This is a genomic window from Nocardia sp. CNY236 (assembly GCF_000482385.1).
In the GTDB taxonomy this organism is placed as follows: domain Bacteria; phylum Actinomycetota; class Actinomycetes; order Mycobacteriales; family Mycobacteriaceae; genus Nocardia.
Genome location: NZ_AXVD01000028.1, coordinates 46,661 through 63,621 on the forward strand (window position 1 = coordinate 46,661; position 16,961 = coordinate 63,621).

At 64.2% G+C, this 16,961-nt stretch carries 19 protein-coding genes and 2 pseudogenes; 14 read left to right on the plus strand and 7 right to left on the minus strand.

What is annotated here, in order from left to right:
* Positions 1 to 129 precede the first annotated feature (129 nt).
* Positions 130 to 454, plus strand: a pseudogene (locus tag K940_RS28565) (transposase); the annotation flags it as partial.
* Positions 455 to 622: 168 nt separating this feature from the next.
* Here K940_RS28565 and ccsB read toward each other — a convergent pair.
* The gene (gene ccsB / locus K940_RS0115680) at positions 623 to 1,597 is read right to left on the minus strand and encodes a c-type cytochrome biogenesis protein CcsB (RefSeq protein ID WP_028478319.1); all 975 of its coding nucleotides are present in this window, start codon (positions 1,595 to 1,597) and stop codon (positions 623 to 625) included.
* Positions 1,598 to 1,836: 239 nt separating this feature from the next.
* The gene (locus K940_RS0115685) at positions 1,837 to 2,832 is read right to left on the minus strand and encodes an HNH endonuclease (protein ID WP_028478320.1); all 996 of its coding nucleotides are present in this window, start codon (positions 2,830 to 2,832) and stop codon (positions 1,837 to 1,839) included.
* A gap of 29 nt (positions 2,833 to 2,861) precedes the next feature.
* Here K940_RS0115685 and K940_RS0115690 point away from each other — a divergent pair, with 29 nt between their 5' ends.
* Entirely contained in the window at positions 2,862 to 3,164 is a 303-nt protein-coding gene (locus tag K940_RS0115690; protein WP_028478321.1) for a nucleoside triphosphate pyrophosphohydrolase, read from the plus strand.
* Positions 3,165 to 3,446: 282 nt separating this feature from the next.
* Here the strand turns inward: K940_RS0115690 and K940_RS0115695 are convergent, their stop codons facing one another.
* Complete coding sequence (locus tag K940_RS0115695; protein ID WP_028478322.1) at positions 3,447 to 4,424, minus strand: hypothetical protein; 978 nt, start codon at positions 4,422 to 4,424, stop codon at positions 3,447 to 3,449.
* Between the two features lie 116 nt (positions 4,425 to 4,540).
* Here K940_RS0115695 and K940_RS0115700 point away from each other — a divergent pair, with 116 nt between their 5' ends.
* The 5 genes and pseudogenes from K940_RS0115700 to K940_RS28575 form a co-directional block, all read left to right on the plus strand.
* Complete coding sequence (locus K940_RS0115700; RefSeq protein WP_028478323.1) at positions 4,541 to 5,719, plus strand: helix-turn-helix domain-containing protein; 1,179 nt, start codon at positions 4,541 to 4,543, stop codon at positions 5,717 to 5,719.
* A gap of 152 nt (positions 5,720 to 5,871) precedes the next feature.
* The gene (locus K940_RS0115705; RefSeq protein WP_028478324.1) at positions 5,872 to 6,336 is read left to right on the plus strand and encodes a hypothetical protein; all 465 of its coding nucleotides are present in this window, start codon (positions 5,872 to 5,874) and stop codon (positions 6,334 to 6,336) included.
* Positions 6,333 to 6,509 (plus strand): hypothetical protein, encoded by a 177-nt coding sequence (locus K940_RS32375; RefSeq protein ID WP_155980902.1) that lies wholly within the window; start codon positions 6,333 to 6,335, stop codon positions 6,507 to 6,509. Before K940_RS0115705 ends, K940_RS32375 begins: the two co-directional genes overlap by 4 nt.
* Entirely contained in the window at positions 6,506 to 6,691 is a 186-nt protein-coding gene (locus K940_RS32380) for a hypothetical protein (RefSeq protein WP_155980903.1), read from the plus strand. The genes K940_RS32375 and K940_RS32380 overlap by 4 nt, the downstream gene beginning before the upstream one ends.
* A 96-nt stretch (positions 6,692 to 6,787) precedes the next feature.
* Positions 6,788 to 7,148, plus strand: a pseudogene (locus tag K940_RS28575) (transposase); the annotation flags it as partial.
* Between the two features lie 69 nt (positions 7,149 to 7,217).
* On the opposite strand, the gene K940_RS0115725 reads toward K940_RS28575, so the two are convergent.
* Together K940_RS0115725 and K940_RS28580 are read right to left on the minus strand one after the other, a co-directional pair.
* Complete coding sequence (locus K940_RS0115725) at positions 7,218 to 8,102, minus strand: phosphotransferase enzyme family protein (protein WP_051407240.1); 885 nt, start codon at positions 8,100 to 8,102, stop codon at positions 7,218 to 7,220.
* The gene (locus tag K940_RS28580; protein ID WP_196812224.1) at positions 8,099 to 9,499 is read right to left on the minus strand and encodes a helix-turn-helix transcriptional regulator; all 1,401 of its coding nucleotides are present in this window, start codon (positions 9,497 to 9,499) and stop codon (positions 8,099 to 8,101) included. The genes K940_RS0115725 and K940_RS28580 overlap by 4 nt, the downstream gene beginning before the upstream one ends.
* Positions 9,500 to 9,665: 166 nt before the next feature.
* On the opposite strand from K940_RS28580, the gene K940_RS0115735 reads away from it, so the two are divergent.
* From K940_RS0115735 to K940_RS0115745, 3 genes are read left to right on the plus strand one after another with little or no spacing between them, the layout of a single operon-like run.
* A complete protein-coding gene (locus tag K940_RS0115735; protein WP_028478326.1) occupies positions 9,666 to 10,349 on the plus strand; it encodes a hypothetical protein in 684 nt (227 codons plus the stop codon).
* Positions 10,346 to 11,482: a radical SAM protein gene (locus K940_RS0115740; protein ID WP_028478327.1), complete on the plus strand. Its 1,137-nt coding sequence runs from the start codon at positions 10,346 to 10,348 to the stop codon at positions 11,480 to 11,482. The genes K940_RS0115735 and K940_RS0115740 overlap by 4 nt, the downstream gene beginning before the upstream one ends.
* A gap of 9 nt (positions 11,483 to 11,491) precedes the next feature.
* Positions 11,492 to 12,145 carry a hypothetical protein gene (locus tag K940_RS0115745; RefSeq protein ID WP_028478328.1) on the plus strand — a complete coding sequence of 218 codons (654 nt, stop codon included), beginning with the start codon at positions 11,492 to 11,494 and terminating at the stop codon, positions 12,143 to 12,145.
* Positions 12,146 to 12,203: 58 nt separating this feature from the next.
* Here the strand turns inward: K940_RS0115745 and K940_RS0115750 are convergent, their stop codons facing one another.
* Entirely contained in the window at positions 12,204 to 12,650 is a 447-nt protein-coding gene (locus K940_RS0115750; protein ID WP_028478329.1) for an NUDIX domain-containing protein, read from the minus strand.
* Between the two features lie 1,408 nt (positions 12,651 to 14,058).
* On the opposite strand from K940_RS0115750, the gene K940_RS30855 reads away from it, so the two are divergent.
* The 4 genes from K940_RS30855 to K940_RS30870 are packed head-to-tail and all read left to right on the plus strand — an operon-like array spanning position 14,059 to position 16,706.
* Positions 14,059 to 14,565, plus strand: coding sequence for a hypothetical protein (locus tag K940_RS30855; protein WP_155980905.1), 507 nt, complete (start codon positions 14,059 to 14,061; stop codon positions 14,563 to 14,565).
* Complete coding sequence (locus tag K940_RS30860) at positions 14,562 to 15,266, plus strand: hypothetical protein (RefSeq protein WP_028478331.1); 705 nt, start codon at positions 14,562 to 14,564, stop codon at positions 15,264 to 15,266. Before K940_RS30855 ends, K940_RS30860 begins: the two co-directional genes overlap by 4 nt.
* Entirely contained in the window at positions 15,218 to 15,853 is a 636-nt protein-coding gene (locus K940_RS30865; protein WP_028478332.1) for a DEAD/DEAH box helicase, read from the plus strand. Before K940_RS30860 ends, K940_RS30865 begins: the two co-directional genes overlap by 49 nt.
* Before the next feature lie 10 nt (positions 15,854 to 15,863).
* The gene (locus K940_RS30870; RefSeq protein ID WP_028478333.1) at positions 15,864 to 16,706 is read left to right on the plus strand and encodes a helicase-related protein; all 843 of its coding nucleotides are present in this window, start codon (positions 15,864 to 15,866) and stop codon (positions 16,704 to 16,706) included.
* Here K940_RS30870 and K940_RS0115780 read toward each other — a convergent pair.
* A partial coding sequence (locus K940_RS0115780) for a transposase (protein WP_028478334.1) occupies positions 16,666 to 16,961 on the minus strand: 296 nt, incomplete at its 5' end. The two genes, K940_RS30870 and K940_RS0115780, sit on opposite strands and share 41 nt — an antisense overlap.

A 16,961-nucleotide genomic window follows, 5' to 3' on the forward strand; every position in this document is an offset into this window, starting at 1 on the left:
CTGGATGAACACCGGCAGCTGGCGTGGACCGAACCTGAATCACGTGTGGAACCTTGTCCTCGCCTGCGCCCCATGTAATCTGGCCAAGAGTGGCCGTCATCGCCTCATCGCCACACCCGCTGCGCCGGCGGGCTGCAGCATTTCCTGAACCGGTCGCGGTGGAAGTCCGATGAACTGCGGGACAGGCTGCGCTCCTATGTGGCGACCGCGCTGGCTTGCCCGGATGGTGTGCTGGTGGTCGACGAGACCGGGTTCCTGAAGAAGGGTGTCAAGTCCGCCGGTGTGCAGCGGCAATACTCCGGCACCGCCGGCCGTGTGGAGAACTCCCCAGCTCGGAGTGTTCCTCGCCTACGCTGCCGGTGCAGGGCGCGCATTGATCGACCGAGAGCTGTACCTGCCGGAATCGTGGACCGGTGACGCGGACCGCTGCACCGAGGCAGGCATTCCTGAACAGCGTCGTGAACACCGACATCCGCCGTCTCCTGGCGATAGTCCTCCACCCCGCCCGCACCCTCACCCACGCCCTGGCCAGCTGCCGATGGCGCCGCCGCCACCAGAACTACGCCCGACAACTCCGACATCGAAGACATTCTTTGTAACACAACGAAATACAACTGTCGTGCTAGTTCAGGCCGGCGTAGGAATGTAGGCCCGAGACGACGAAGTTGACGGCGAACATGTTGAAGAGTGTTGTGGTGAGAGCAGCGACGTTGATCCAGGATGTACGAAGGTCCTTCCAGCCGTTGGTGGCTCGGGCGTGCAGGTAGGCAGCGTAGAGGACCCAGGCGATGAAGGAGACCGTTTCCTTGGGGTCCCATCCCCAGAACCGTCCCCACGCGGCCTCCGCCCAGATCGCGCCGCAGATGATGCCGATCGTGTAGAGCGGGAAACCGATGATGGTCGTGCGGTATGCGACCCGATCGAGCAGTTCCGCGGACGGTAGTCGGCCGGCGATCCACGCCAGCGGGCCGCGGGTATTGTGGCGTGCCTTGACGGCGATGACGTGGAGCAGGCTTGCGGTGCTGGCGAAAGTGAGGATTCCCGAGGCAGTGACAATGATCGTGACGTGGATGGCGATCCAGTAGGACCGCAGCGCGGGCACGACCGGCGCCGCGTCGTTGTACATCACCGCGGCGGCGATGAACAACAGGACAACGACCGGAGCCAACACGAATACCGTCAGCTTCCGGATCGGGTACTGCCGCACGGCGATCAACCAACACGCTACGGTAGCCGCGCACAAGAACAGCGCGTACTCGTACAGGTTGCCCAGCGGCCAGCGATCGGTAGCCAGTCCGCGCAGTACGATCGCGGTCACATTCAGTGCCAGTGCCACGATGGTGACCGCAATGGCGGCCCGTCCCGCTCGTTCGCCGAGCGATCGGGTGCTGCCCCGGTCCTCGATCCTGCCGGGTATATCCTGCGTCGATGCTCCGACAGTGACCACCGCCCGGGTCCTGGGGTCTGCAGCGACAGTGTTGCGGACGGACGCGGTCGCGAAGTCGACGACCGAAAGAACCAGCGCAAGTACATAGATCGCAAAGCCCGACGCGAAGGCGTAGTCGCTGTACTGCGCCAATGTGGTGTCGACCGGCATGAGTCCCCCTCGTGACCGTCGTCTACGACTCTGGATCGTAGACTACCGGAGCAGGCCGGTTCTGGTTGCACCCAGCCAACGCGGGCGCTGAAGCGAACTGGGCGACGGTTGTCACCCTGGCTCGGGTCTTTGCGTCAGGCCGAATCCCCTCAGACTCCCTGTGTGTGGACCGCAGGGGATACAGCGGCTATCCACAGAGATTCACTTGGAGAAATAGTCCCGGCTGAGCCTCTCCACCTTCACCGACGGTCGGAGACATGGTTGACGACATCCAGCATGAACCGACGTCGGTGTTGTGCTGCACGGGCGCCGGTAGCGTCCATCGTTATCTCGATTGTCCGGCGCAGCGGGTGTGGCGATGAGGCGATGACGTCGTTGCGGCGGACCAGTCGTTCGACTTCGGCGGTAGTCGGCCGCCTGTCACTCTTGGCCAGATTACATGGGGCGCAGGCGAGGACAAGGTTCCACACGTGATTCAGGTTCGGTCCACGCCAGCTGCCGGTGTTCATCCAGATGAAGGGAAAGACGTGGTCGACCTGCACTTCGGTGGAGAGATCTTCCATCGGTTGCCCGCAGTAGAAGCACCGACCATGCTGGAAGCCCGCAATTGCCCCCCGAATCGAGGTCACCGCCACCCGGCGCACCGGTGTTACGAGGGTCGAAAGTTCCCCGTCGATGTCGACCCCGCCTTGAACGAGTCCGCGCCCGATGCTGGCGGCGAACGAGGCCTCGACGATCGCCCAGCGCGCGGCGAGTTCATCGGCCAGGACTCCCGGATCGGTCGCGATGTTCCGCAATTCGGGACTGAGCCGCACGGACCTATTGGTACCGTCTCCTGAGAGTGCGTAAAACGTATGCGCGACCGCCCCGGTGACGCGTAGGTTGTGGAACTTCTGCATGACCATGGTAGGGATCGATCGCACAGCGGCATCGACGAGGCGGTCGGTGGGCTCACCCGACGCGATCGAGGCGTTGCGCTCCTGCCCGAGGATAGCGAGAAAGTCCCTTTCGCCGACTGTTCCGGGAGGTGCCTGATGCGTGGGCTCCGCACGGTTCACCAGATGCGCCGCATATCGGCTCGCAAGTTCACGCAGGGGAACAACTTCGCGACCAGTCTGTCCGACTTCAAGAAGTGCTGAGCCTAAGGCGAACTTGTAGGTTCGCGTGTTGACGCCAGTGAGGATCGCCAGGCGCCATGATGTTCGCGCTGTTGGTTCGTCCAGGTAGAACTGCATGATCGGAGTATGCCGAGAGGAGCAGACATATGGGCAAGCTCGTCAGGGACAAGATCCCCGAGATCATTCGTGCCGCCGGACGCACACCGAAGACCGCTGTGCTCGATGCCGTTGCCTACGAACAGGCGCTGCACGACAAGCTTCTGGAAGAAGCCGCCGAACTCCACGCCGCCGCTGATCGCGACAGTCGGATGGAGGAGGCGGCAGACGTACTCGAAGTGCTCATCGCCATGGGCGAACTCTATGGATTCACCCTCGACGACGTACAGCGGGCGGCCGAGGATAAAGCTGTCGCGCGTGGCAGGTTCGACAATCGCCTGTGGCTGGAATAGGAACAGCCCCCCGATCCCGCAACCGGCATGTCGGCGCAATCGAGCTATCGAGCGGACATCGGTTGCCATTGCCGCTGTCGTCGGTGGCCTCCATGTGGGGCTCTAGGTAGGCGACCAGGATCTACGTGCGAAAACGCCTATAGGAGCAGTCATTATCTTCGGGATCGCGCGGATCGTCTCGAGCGAGCACCTGTGCGCAGCGCGCCGAGAGCGCCGAGCCAGTCCTTCCGCAAGCCGTCTGCGCGGCGGGTTCGGCTGAGTGGCATTGATGCATGGTCGCGATCAGTCGGTGACGCCTGCGGAGTTGGCCAGGGATCGCAGTGACTGCGACGCTCGGCGCTGCTGGTCGGCTGTGGCACGTACGGTTGCCTTGACCGTGCCCGACGCCCGGAAGTGCTGCGGAGCGGCCTGCCGTGATTCCAGTAGTGCCTCGATGGCCGAGTCCGGGTCTCCGGCCAGGAGGTGCGCGCGTGCGGTATCCACCCAGAAGTAGGTGAGACGTTCGGCCGCGAGATCAGCGGGAGGCTGAGTGTTCCGGGAGATTTCCAGCGCGGTGCCTGTCTCGCCGAGTTCGACTTCGGCGGCGATTCGGTGCAGCTTCACGTTTGCCGGTCCGACCACGGTGTCGAGTACCACCATGTCCGGGATGTTCGCCGCGATCCGTCCGGCCTCGGCCAGGTGATCGCGGGAAACATCGGATCGGCCGAGTGTGGCGGATATCGTGCCGGCACGCATATGGAGCGTTGACAGGACTGCGGCGGCGGTCTGATCCGCCTCGGCGAGCGGGCCGAGGTCGGCGACTGTCCGGTCGATGAGTTTCATCGCCTGGCGTCCGGCGCCGATCCGAGCGAGGGTCGCCGCCTTCAGGTAGTGCACCGACGCCACTCGGAGGGGATCACCGGATTTTGTTGCTGCCCAGAACATTCGTTCGGTCGCGGTCATGCTGAGATCGGAATACCCGAACTTGTGCGCCAGCGGGTTCGCGGCCCGGTAGGCGTCGGTGAGCAGTGCGTAGGCGGGTTCGCCGTGCTCGCGTCCCGCGATGAGCAGTTGGTCGACCAGGCCCGGAAGCGCTTCGCCGATCTTGCCGGTGTGGACGGGAACGGGGCACAATCTCGCGACTACGCCCCTGACCTGCCGTTTTACGGTGTCCGGAGGGGACTTGAACTGCTGTACCACCTGCGACAACACCGCCAACCACGGGATACGCTGGGGTTCACCGGGAATCATCGGGATCTGTCGGGGCCACAGTAGCCCCATTTGTGGACCGCGTCCACACCGCCCGCAGGCACGTCGGGGCGTACCCTGAGCAGAAATAGACCCCGCGACGGCTGCAACCCCGTCCGGGGGTTCGGACTCCTGACGGGGAGGAATCGATGCTCGATCATACCGGTCGTGACCTTGGCGAGCGCCTCGCCTCAATTCGCAAACGGCGAAGCTTGACACAGCCCGAACTCGCCGAGGCGTCCGGCGTCTCACTCTCGACGGTTTGCAAGATCGAGCAACGCGAGAACTGCGCGCCACGTGTGGCGACCCTGCGCAAGCTGGCCGGGGCGCTCGGCGTCCCCACCAGCGTGTTGCAAGGCAACGGCCATAGCGACGCCGAGGATGCGGATCAGGCCACCCTTGACCTGTGGGAGCCGGTACGGCACGCGCTCGCTGCGCCGCCGACGCTCGATGAGGGTGACACGCCCACCGCTGGTGAGGTGCGTGGCGAACTGCGCCGTTTACAGGGCGAGATGGCCGCACACCGATACACCCAGATGGCCGCCGCCATGCCCGGACTGCTGCGTGACTCGGCAGCCGTCGATGACCGCAGCCTGCGGTCTGCCGCACTCGGGATGGTCGGATGGTTGCTCGTCCAGAATCGGCAGTGGGAGGATGCGCGCCTCGTACTCGACGACGCGGTTGCTGCCGCCGATGACGAGGTACTTGCCGCAGGCGCGATCAACACCCGGGTTTGGTCGGAGATCAGGCAGGGCCACCTCGGCGAGGCTCGCACCCTCGCGCTGGAGTGGACAGACCGGATCGAGCCGCGGTTCTCGCGGGCGACTGTCACGCAACTCGCAGTATGGGGCCGATTGTGGATGTATATAGCCACGATCGCGATGCGCGACAACAGGATGCACGAGCACGACGACGCGCTCAGCCTCGCCCGTGCCGCTGCCGCGCGCATCGGATCCGAGGTGCTGGCCGAGACCGCGACAACAAGGACATTCGGGCCGACCACCGTGGAACACCTCGCTATCGAAACCGCGGCGATATCAGAGCAGCCCGGCCTCGCGCTGGCGTTCGCCGAACGCACCCCGCCCGCCGCTTTGCTGCCAACGGCCGCCGGGAGGTTGCGTCACCGGCTCGATCTGGCCAACGCGCACAGCCAGATGGGTAATTGGGGCGACGCCATGACCGAACTGCGCAAACTCTCAACAACTGCGCCGGAATGGCTCGTACAGCAACGCTACGCCCGCGACATCGTGGGCACTATGGTCGAGCGTCGCCGCACGTTGACAGAAGAAATGCGAGCACTCGCCGACTTGGTAGTCCTTGAGCTGTAGCGGGAACTACTAGATCGGGCCAACACGGTCCGAAACTGTCAGTGCGCAAAACACCCCCAGCAGCAAGCCTTTAGAGCAACGCCGACGCCGGATGAGCCCGATATCTCCGGCGTCGGTGTAATCAAAACTCCTCTTACTGCTGGGGGTTACCTATGCCTGCACCCGAAACCATATCGCCACACGAAGCACCGGACACCCCGACCTCGCCCGAGGCCGCGCATTATGTGATGCAGCAGCACCTCTCGTGCGGGGCCGGGACATGCCGCCGCAAGCGCCACGCCTACCGGACACTCGTCGCCGCCGGGGTGATCCGCCCCGACGCCCGCATCACGCGGGCGGCGATCACCGACCCCGGCGGCCAGTGGGCAGTGGATTCCGCCGACTCGCCCCAGCTCGATGGCTGTCGGGTCGCCGATGACCTCAAGGCCCGCATCCACGACTTGACCCGTCTGGCTGCCGCGCTGCGGGACATGCCCGATGACCACACGACTGCCGGGGAGGATCCGATCCGGTGGGATCGGGGTGCCGACGGCATGTTCCACCCTGTCTACGCCGGCGGCCGTAGCGGGCCGGCGTTCACGCAGTTGCAGATGATCGCTGCCGGTGGTGCCCGGTGACAGCGGCCGCGATGCGGCGGGAAGCCGACCTGTGGGACCTGCGCGCCTGTGACTGCGCGGCCGATGAGCACATCACCGGCCCGCGCCACGCCCGGTTCCTGCTGGGGGTGCATTCCGGGCACGGTGGCGCCTGCCGGCCGTATCAGGCTGCGTTGCGGGTGGTGAGGTCGTGACTGGTGACGAGCCGGCCGGGTACGTCGAGTTCGGTGACGGGGGCTGGGCTGTCCTCGGCCCGGACGGCTGGTTGATGGAGGTCGGTACCCGCAGCGATGACTGGCCGCCGCAGGGGCAGCTCGGCGCGGGTAGTGGACATCGCTCCGTTGTCGGTGGTCGATACCGAGGCGGGCAGTGCTGAGCATCGGTGAAGCGCAGGTTCTTGCGGCGCTGTCGGCAGGCTGAACCGTCCTGGACTGGCTGGAGACTCCCGATATAGCAAGGGAGACTGTCAGTCATGGCGGCACCACGGAAGTTCGACGAGGAGACCCGTGCTCGGGCGGTGCGGATGTATCAGGACCGGATCCGCGAGCACGGGGACTCGATGGCCAGCGCGCGCCGGCATGTCGGAGCACTGCTGGATATCAACCCCGCGACCCTGCGGAACTGGGTTACCCGCGCCGAACAAGGCGATACCGGCCCGGCCGCAGCGGCTGCGACCGAGTCCGACGAACTCCAAGCGCTGCGGCGTGAGGTCGTCGAATTACGCAGGGCGAACGAGTTTTGCGGACCGCGAGCGCGTTTTTCGCGGCGGCGGAGGTCGACCGCCGACTGCGGTGATCGTCGACTACCTCGACGAACACCGGGACAAATTCGGCTCTTCTGGGGTACGGCTTCCCGTCACCGGGACTCCCGGACTACCACGCACACGCGAATAGCCGACGCCATTACGGGATAGCTTCCCATCCTGTCCACGGCCGCGATCCACGATGTCCGCGGAGGCAATCCAGCCTGAGTTGCGCCTGCTCGGTGAGTTCGGGTTGTTGACCGGCAGCTTGGGCAGCCATACAGGTCATACGCATCTCTCGAATGTCTCGCAGCAGCGTAAATCCCACCCAGGTGGTGATGTCGTAACCATAGGCCCGGGCGAACTCATCGTTCAGGTCGCGGTCGATCCAGCCGAATGAGCTGTGCTTGATCGCGGTTGAGGTCAGGTCCCATTCGGGTGGTCCGATGGATACGCGTTCCAGGTCGATGAACAGGGTGGTTCCGGCATTCGTCGTGACGACATTGCCTTCCCAGGCGTCCCCGTGGATCGGGGTCCACGCCAGTCCTTCTGGGCGTTGGTCCCAGCGGTCGCGGAGTTCGGTGAGGTGGTGACGCATCCATTCACGGTCGTCGGCGCTTAAGGTGTGCGCGGCATCGATACGCTGGTCGAGTCGGACGAACGGGTCCACTTGCCCCAGGATTGGTGGTGCCTCGAGTTTGTGGAGTGCGCGCAGGGCGCCGGCGATTTCCGTCGCGGTGCCGCCGCGGTGTTCGGGTAGTTCTGCCCAGAAGGTCACCGGATGGTCGTCGACCATGACGAAAGTGGTGGGTATGTCGGCTGGTTCGACTGCCGGCACATTGCTGGCGCGCAGCCATTCGGCGATCCGCAGCTCGCGTTCTGCGGGTGATCGCTGACCGGGCTTGGCGATGCGGGCGACGATCTGGTGTGCCGGCAGTCGGTAGATGCCGTTTTCCGCCACTTTGATCGGGGTGAGTCCGGTTGCATCCAGCTCTACGGCCTCGCAGGCGGCGCGGGCGATCTCGTCGAGGGGGTGACCGTTCACTCGGCGGGAACCTGGTCGAAGGCCAGTCCCGCGTGCCGAGCGTATGCGCGCAGCTCGTGGACGTCCTCGGCTGCGCGCATGGATTTCAGGCCCGCGGCGCGGGCGATCGCGACGGATCCGATCTCGGCTGCTTCGTCGGGGTCGCCCGTGGACATTGTGAGGGAGGCGAGTTTGATCATCGAGATTGTGCGGGAGCGTTCGGCGTCTGCGGTGTGGTCGGCTACGGCGGTTCCGAGCCGGCGGCGGGCTTCGCTGCCGAATTTTCCCTGCACGGCGATATCGAACAGTGCATGTCCGGTGTCACCTGCGTGTTGCGCGGTGTCGTAGTAGTTCATCCAGGTCGGGTCCTCGGCCGGCCGCGAGTGGCTGAACTGGTCGTCGGCACGTCCTACTGCGGTGGTGACGGCTTGCACGTCTCCGAGTTTGCCGTAGGCACGGGCCTGCGTGGTGTAGAGCATCGCGCGCTCGGTGGCGGTGAGGCGGTCGGAGTACAGGAATGCCTTCTGGGTCAGGCGTAGTCCGTCCTTCGGTTTGCCGGTCCAGATGCGGTGGCGGGCCATCGAGGAGAGGATCTTCGCGCGCAGCTGCCACGCGTCGGCTTCTTCGGCGCATTTCAGCGCCAGGTCGAACATGTCGGCGGCGTCGCTGTGTGCGCAGGCGTCGAAAGCCATGAACCCTGCTGTGTGGCTGAGGGCGCCGACCGCGGAATACAGGTCGTTGCGATGCTTCGGAGCGCAACCGGCCCGCAGGTAGGACACGGCGACGCGGAGCTGGGCGGCGACTACTTCGCGTACGAGCCCGCCGCCGTAGAGGGCGTCCCAGCCGGCGAACAGATCGGAGGCGGCGCGCAACTGCTCGATCTCGGCTGTCCCTACACGGGTAGGTATTTCGGTGAGTCGGGTGTCGTTGAGCATCTGGAGGAGGCTGTGAGGCGATGCCGCAGCTGTCGCCGTCACGGCTGCCGCGGCCCGCAGGAAATCGTTGCGGTTCACTTCGTCGAGCGTAGACCCGGCGGGCATTTTGAACCACAACAGCTCAGCGGGGATACGAAGCACCTGTGCCCAGCGGATCAGCTTGGTCAGCAGTTCGGGAGCGGGACCTGTTTCGATTCGAGACAATTGCGCCTGGGTGAGATCGAGCCAATACGCCACCCGTTTCTGCGAGATCGGTTGTCCTCCATGGATCGGGTGGGTGCGATATGCGTAGATGACCCTGCCCATGTGCCAGCTGGAAAGCGCAGCGAGCATGTGCTCGCTCCACCAGAAGTGCGCCGGCATATCCAGCGGCTCGTCTGCGATCGAAGGTGTACAGGCCCCGCACCATTCTGCCGGATTGTAGCGGCTGAGGTGTCCGCCGCAGTGAACGCAGTAGCGGTCTTCGATTTTCCGCGTCTTCATCCCCACTCCACAACGTCGCCCCACACTGTTTCCACCGACGTTATCACCATGCGGCGCAGCGGGTATGCGCCCGACGTATACCCGGAATGCAATTCGTGTGTAGTTATTCTCGGCCCCCTCACGCGATCGTCGTCTCGTCCGGAAATCGAATCTGGAAAGGGGCAAAATGACGTTATCGATCGTGGTTCCCATCCTCGGGCCACCCGCCGCCGGTAAGACAACCCTCACCCTCGCGCTCGAGACCGATCGGCGCCGTCGGGTCTTCCGGCTGCGCGAGCACGTCCCCACCGATGCACTTGCGGCAACGGCCTCGGCGGCCAACCGAGTCGGCTGGATCGACGACAGCACCGTCAGGCCGACGGTTCACAACTACCTCGAGCAGGTGTGTGCCGACAACCTCGTCGACACCGTTCTCCTGGACAACTTCCCAGGGACAACGGAACAGGTGTCGATGTTGATCGACAGCATCGGCGCGGTCGCCCCGCAGTGCGTGGTCGAACCGCTCGAGCTGGCCGTCGACGAGCGAACCCGTAGGAGCAGGGCAAAGAATCGGAGGGTTTGTTATCACTGCGAGAAGGACCCGATCGCCGATCCGCGCATGCCCGCCACCGCCGCTGCACAGAGCGCGTGGATGTGTGGTCGGTGCGGGGGCCAACTGCACCCGAGGCGCGGAGACGCGCCGTCGTTGTTCGCCGCGCGAAGCCGTCGCCACCAGAGCGCTACCGACGCAATCCGTGCGGCGTTCATCAACGCCGGATATCCCGTCACCACTCTCGACGCCAACCAGACACCCGACACGATGGCCGGCCGCGTCGAACCGATGCTGATCAGCAGGAGACAAACCGCATGACCACCGTTCCACTGCCGATGCCGAAGACCGACAGCTACGGTCACGCACGCATGCCGCGGGGCTTGACCGCGCCCGAACCCGACCGCGTGGACCGGGTGGCCTACGGCCGGTACCGCAACGTCTACCTGTACATCACCGAGGCATGCCAGCTTCGCTGCGAGCACTGCTACATGGGCGAACGCCTCGAGCGGGCGCTGAAAATGAACCCGCAGCAGATCATCGACACGCTCACGGTGTGGCGGAAGATGGGCGGCGACAAGCTCACCGTCCTCGGAGGCGAGCCTACGCTGCACCCGTTCTATGTCGACTCCATCAAGATCGCTAGCAAGATCGGTTACAGCCACGTCATCACAACAACAAATGCCCAGCAGCCCGCCCGCAGGAAGTTCGCCCAACTCGAACCGTCGGACTTCGCCTACGTGCAGGTCAGCCTCGACGGGGGTAGCGCGGCGACCCATGACGCAGTGCGCGGTCCGCGGACTTTCGACATCGCCATGGAGACCAGCAAAGAGCTGTGTGCCCGTGGGTTCGACACCCGCATCATCTGCACGGTGAACAAAGCCAACGAGGGCGACGTGCTCAACCTGCTCACCATCGCCGATGAAATCGGCGCGTCGCTGGTGAAGTTCCACGTGTTCAGCACCATCGGCATCGGGCACGGGAACCCGGGCATGGCGATGACGCCACCGGAGTGGGTCGACTTCTGCAACCGCCTGGAGGGCGTCGCGCCCGCACATAACACCCGGGTGTGGTTCCAGCCGACCTACGCTCGCCGCGACCAGATGGATCGCTACGCCGCCGAGGGCTACCAAGGCTGCATCGGCCGCACCCTGGATCGGATCAGCATCTTCCCCGACGGCCGCTCCTACGTCTGCTCCTACCTGTTCGACACCGACATGTACCTCGCCCGAATGAAGGGCAACCAGGTCGTCCTCAACCGCGAGACAGAACGCAACGAGTTCGACCTGTTCACCCTCCCCTTGGTCGACAACGCCTGCGGCGGCTGCAAGTCCTCGGCCTGCTTCGGCGGTTGCCCCGCCGAGGAGATCGTCATGGGCGCCAGCTCCTGCACGGACTACCCCGACATCGTTCCTGTCTGCCGCCTCTGGAAGTCCAGCGCCAAACCTGAATAGGAGAAACCCATGCTCACGTTCGAGACCCTGCTCGAACCCCTGTGCGTCATCGATTGGGACGACGTGGAAGCCGTCGATGCCGCAGCCCGGAAGGTCTTCGGACAGTTTGTCGGCGGCCGGTATGAGTTGCAGCGCGGATTGACCGCGATCCGGGAGGAGCCCCGGCTGATGGCGCTGTGCGAGCACTACGACATCCTCGACAAGCTCGTCCTGTTCGATGACCCCGACACCGGAGTCCGTATGCGGCTCCATATATTCGGTCCCGGCTACCACGATCGCCCACACAACCACCGCTGGACCTACGCCAGCCATATCCTGCGCGGCGAATACTGTCATCGGATCTACAGCCCGGTGGCCCTGCACAGTGACCTCAATCCGGCCACCCTCGACACCATCATGGTCCGGCAGGAACAGGTCGGCTCCAGCTACACCCTGCACCACAGCGCAATCCACGCGGTTGTCGCCGAACCGGGCACGGTGTCGATTGTCGTGCGCGGCCCAGCGATGATGGAGCGATTCCTGGTCATGGACAACAAGACCGAGGAGGCGTGGTGGCAGTACGGCGCGGCAAAGGAACCCCCCGAAGATGCTTGCCGCAAGCGCATGACCGGGCAGCGCTTCGACGAATTGGTTACCTCACTCACTGAGTGGAACGTCATTTGAGTTAGGCCGACGCCGCAGGGCGCTATCGAGAGGGATGGCGCCCCCGCGGTGAACTCGCCTACCAGCCGTACAACGAGAACTTCCGCTCCGCAGCGATATGGTGCATCGCCTCGCGACAGTAGGGGATCATCCGGTCCGGCAAAGCGTCGAGGTAAAACCAGTCCAGATCATCGCATTTGTTGGGCTCCATATTTGCCGGGTCACCATCCCAGTCCTGCACCAGGAAGAAGAACGCCACCCGTCCACCGGAGGACGAATTGTGCATGGCATGCGCGAAGCGAACAGCCTCTGCGCTGATCGTGAGTCCGATCTCCTCTTTCGCCTCCCGCACCAGGGCAGCAACCATCGACTCGCTGGCCTCCAGGTGGCCGGACGGTAGGTGGTAGGCACCGTCCTCGTAGCCGGTGTTCGCACGCCTGCCCAAAAGCACGCGGCCTTGTCGATCGGTGAGCAGTAGATGGACGTCCCCGATCACCTTGTGTCGTTCTCTACCAGCAACCGCCATTGTTACCCCGATCTATCGCACACACGCACCCGATCTGGGCGATGCGTTCAACACCGTAGGCGCACCGCCGGCGGTCACCTATGCATCCGACGTATATCGCCGGACATACCGAACTGGAGAGACCGTGCAGGAATTGCCCCACCGCCCAGCCGAAACCCGGCACAGCTATCCGCCACCGCTCAGAGGACCGATCGCGCGTGTATCGGAGGAGTTACTGCAACGCACCGCAGCGGCGATGCACGACGCGTGGCCCGAAGTCGGCAACCCGACCCAACGCAGCGCACCCTCGTAACAGCGCCCACGCTCTCCGACGGCCTGAGCTACTGCCGATGGACTGATATAGCGATCGTGACGATCGGTCAGGTCCGAAAACCCTGATTCGTCCGATGTCTCGAGGTCAGCCGCCCTTGCTGCTGAATAGAGCAGGGCTCGTTGCATCGTGCCGGTCGCTACCGATACATGCTCCCGCACCCCGAGGAGGCAGGGCGGGGTGCAACGTCGACTGGAAGTCTCGAAACCTTGGATCCGAGACTGGGGTCGAAGCGTCTGTCAAGACGGGCGGGTGATACAGACTGCGACGGCACAGCCACGGACCGGATAGAGCAGAACGCCGCCGGGCCAGCAAGCGGGACGGCGCTTTGTTCTGCGGTTGGCACGGTCTGAGGGGGTCAGGTGGAGTGCACCAGGCTCGCCGCAGCGCCCACCGATACAGCGCCGCGCTCGGGTGAGCGCCGGGGTTGCTGTGGTTAGCATTGGTGTCCGGAGGGGGAATCGACCAGTACGCCAACCTTTTTCAGCACAAAAACTGCTGGTCGTCGGTGGCAAATAGCGGCGGCGGTGCGATTCTGATCAGTCGTAACAGTTTTGCGCTACAGGAGACATGGCCGACGCGCTGTCCCACCGAAAGTCTTCCACCAGTACGCGGCAGCGCCGGGCCGCTGCGCTGATGTTTGATCTATCCATGCAGCAGCCCCGTCGCGTCAGCATCCGGTTGGCGTACTACTATACTGGACAGGCTCGCGATGGACGCGCTCGCTTTCACTCGGGCTCACAACGATTCGGCGGAGTTGTCGGACACTGAAGGTCCAGGGGGAGCGCGCTCGATGGAGGAACTCGGCCTCGATATGGAGGCGCTCAAGACGACCTTCACGCTGGTGCACGAAGCGCCGTATCTGCTGGTGGAGATTCCGGTCGACCGCGCAGCGCTGCTCGCCGAGCAACTGGCCGTGCCGTTTCGGCGCTGCTATGTGACCGACAAGACGCTCGAAGAGCGTCATGCGGCCACGTCGATGCCAAAGGCAGAGATCACACGAAAGGTGCTCCCGGACAGTGGGTCGGTCATGTCCGGGGATTTCGGAGAGATCTTGACCGCGCTGTTTTCGGCTCCCGGGAACACCCGGAAGGCGTGGTGGATCCGAAGAAGTGGCGCCTCAAGGTGGAGCGAACAAAGGCCGCGCCGAAGGCCGATGTCGTGCAGTTCGTCCTGCCAGAGTGGCCGACACCGTCGGCGCGGGATCGTGTGCTGTGCGCGGAGGTCAAGACCAAGGCGACCAAGGGGTCGTTCACGCCGATTCAGAATGCCATCGAGGGGTCGGCCATGGACCGCGCGGGGCGGCTGGTAAAGACGTTGCTATGGCTGCAGGAACGCGCGATCCTGGGTGATCTCGGCACTGTGACCTTGGACCAGATCAACCGGTTTGTCGACGCCACCGACTACCCGCCCGCCCACAGGGAGTTCCGGGCGGTGGCGGTGATCTGCGCGAACCTGGTCGCAGCTGAGACCGCGAGTGTCACCGTGCCCGCAGCGGACGAGTGCGCGCTGATCGTGATTACGGTTCCCGACCTCAAGTCCACCTACCAGGCGGTGTTCGACGCTATTGTCGAAACTGCGGAGTCGGTGGGAGCGGCACCGTGAGAGCCAGCCTTCAACAGTGGGTTGTCGACGCCCAGACCCGGTACAGCTTGCGCGATTTCGGTCTGCAGGCGCGATTGGACGAGATTGCCTACCTGGACGCGCGCGTCATCGACTTCTACTTCTCGCTCGCCGGGGAGCTGTTCCGCAGGATCCGCGATGGGCGCGACGACCACGCCGATTGGGCGGTGTTGGGAAACGCGCTGACATCGGTCAGTCGCGACTTGCAGGGTGAAACGCAGGCGGATGCTCGGTTCTTTGCTGCGGTGGCCTTCTACAGTGGTGGTTATCCCGCCTCCGCTATGGTCACCATGCGTGATGCTGCAACTTACGACGATGACGATGACGAGGTACGCCGGGCGTGTCGAAGCTTGTTGACTCGCAGGCTGCAGCCGCAGGAGCCTGGAGAGATCGCAGGTCTGATCGCCGCGATCCGCAATGGTACCCACACCGGCATCGCCGAGGCGGCCGCTGCCGCCGAGCAGCAGGTGCAGGCAGCGTCGCTGGCCGGCCCCGACGAATGGGTGGCGCAGCGGCTGTACGCGACACTGCTGCACAGGCTCAGCATCGTGAACGTGCGGGCAGTCCTGCCCGATGGCAACTCTCGACGGTGGACTCCGTTGGTCGAGTCGTTCCTTGACCGCAATCCGCCGGTGTGGGAGTTTTCCCTTCGCAGATCGAAGCGATCAGTGCTGGGCTGCTGACCGGCGCGCGGACATATTCGCTGCAAATGCCGACCGGGTCGGGCAAGACCGCCCTGACCGAGACCCTGCTGTTCAGCCATCTGACCGACAGACCAGATGACAGAGCTGTGCTCTTGGTGCCATATCGAGCTTTGGCACGAGAACTGCGTCACTCTCTCGGCAGGCAGCTTTCGCAGATGGGCCTTCCAGTCAGGACTGTGTACGGTGGTACCGTTCCGACACCCGAGGAAGCCGACGACCTCGCCGACGTCCGTGTCCTCATCGCCACTCCCGAGTCGCTCACTGGGCTATTCGGCGCGCAACCCGAACTGGTGGAACAGGTTTCGCTAGTGATGTGCGACGAGGGCCATCTCCTCGACAGCGGCGCTCGCGGAATCGGACTCGAGCTGCTGCTCGCCAGGCTTCGTCGGCGGACACCGGCTCCTCGGATGGTTTTCGTTTCCGCAATCGTGCCCAACATCGAGGAAATCAATGCCTGGCTCGGCGGATCGGACAACACAGTCGTACGCAGCGACTACCGGCGCTGTCGCCGAGTACGCCGTTCTACGGCCTACCCGACCGGGCCGACGACCGGCAGTGGGGCTTGAACTTAAGGAGGTGTCGACAGCTCTACCCGCGCACACTCTCCCCAATTTTCTGCAGCGCACCGACTTCGAATACGTCAAGCCCACGACTGGACGTGCCAACACCTACGACTACACCTCGACCAAAGCCCGAGCGATCGCGGCAGCGCGCAAAGCGCTCGCGATGGGGCCCGTGGCGGTGTTCGCGACCCTGAAATTCGGCACTCAAGGGGTGCTGGCGTTGGCGAATGAACTCATCAACCAAATCGGCACCGGCATCCCGTTGCCGGTGCCCTCGGCACTGGTCGGCGATACTGCGGCGGTAGACGCCGCCGTGGAGTATCTCGAACAGGAGTACGGCCCGGACTGGATCGGCGCGAGAGCGCTACGCAACGGCGCGATCGTTCATCATGGCGACATTCCCCAGGAAACACGTGAAGTGTTGGAGGAACTGCTCGTGCGTCGCGATATAGCGATGGTGATGTGCACCAGCACCCTGGCCGAAGGCGTGAATCTGCCGATCCGAACCCTCATTCTGTATTCGGTGACCCGGCCCGCCCAATCCGATCCACAAAGTCAGACGCCGATGCTGGCACGAGACATAAAAAATCTCGTGGGCCGAGCAGGCCGAGCGGGAAGTTCAACCCGCGGCCTGATCATTTGCGCCAATCCGAATCAGTGGCCGATCATCCGTCCAGTCGCCGCAGGCACTTCGCATGAACCCGCCAATCGCTCGGCACCACCGGCCGTTTCGCCGTGCGCTGTACGGGACGGTGCGGCGGCTGCCGCTGTTCGTCGCGCGACCGCCGCCGCTGCCGACCAACGGCGGTTGTGGCCTAGTGTCCCGCGCCTGGAATTCGTTTCAAATATGAGGTGAGGCGTTCGAGGATCTCGTCAGCGGTCTTGGTCCACACGAACGGTTTCGGGTCCTCGTTCCAGGCAGCGACCCAGTCACGGATCGATTTCTCCAGCGCGGCAACACTTCTGTGGACGCCGCGGCGGAGTTGCTGGTCGGTCAGCAGTCCGAACCAGCGTTCCACCTCGTTGAGCCAGGGGGAGTAGGTCGGGGTGAAATGCATGTGGAAGCGTGGATGTGCCGCAAGCCATTTCACGATGATCGGCGCCGTGTGCG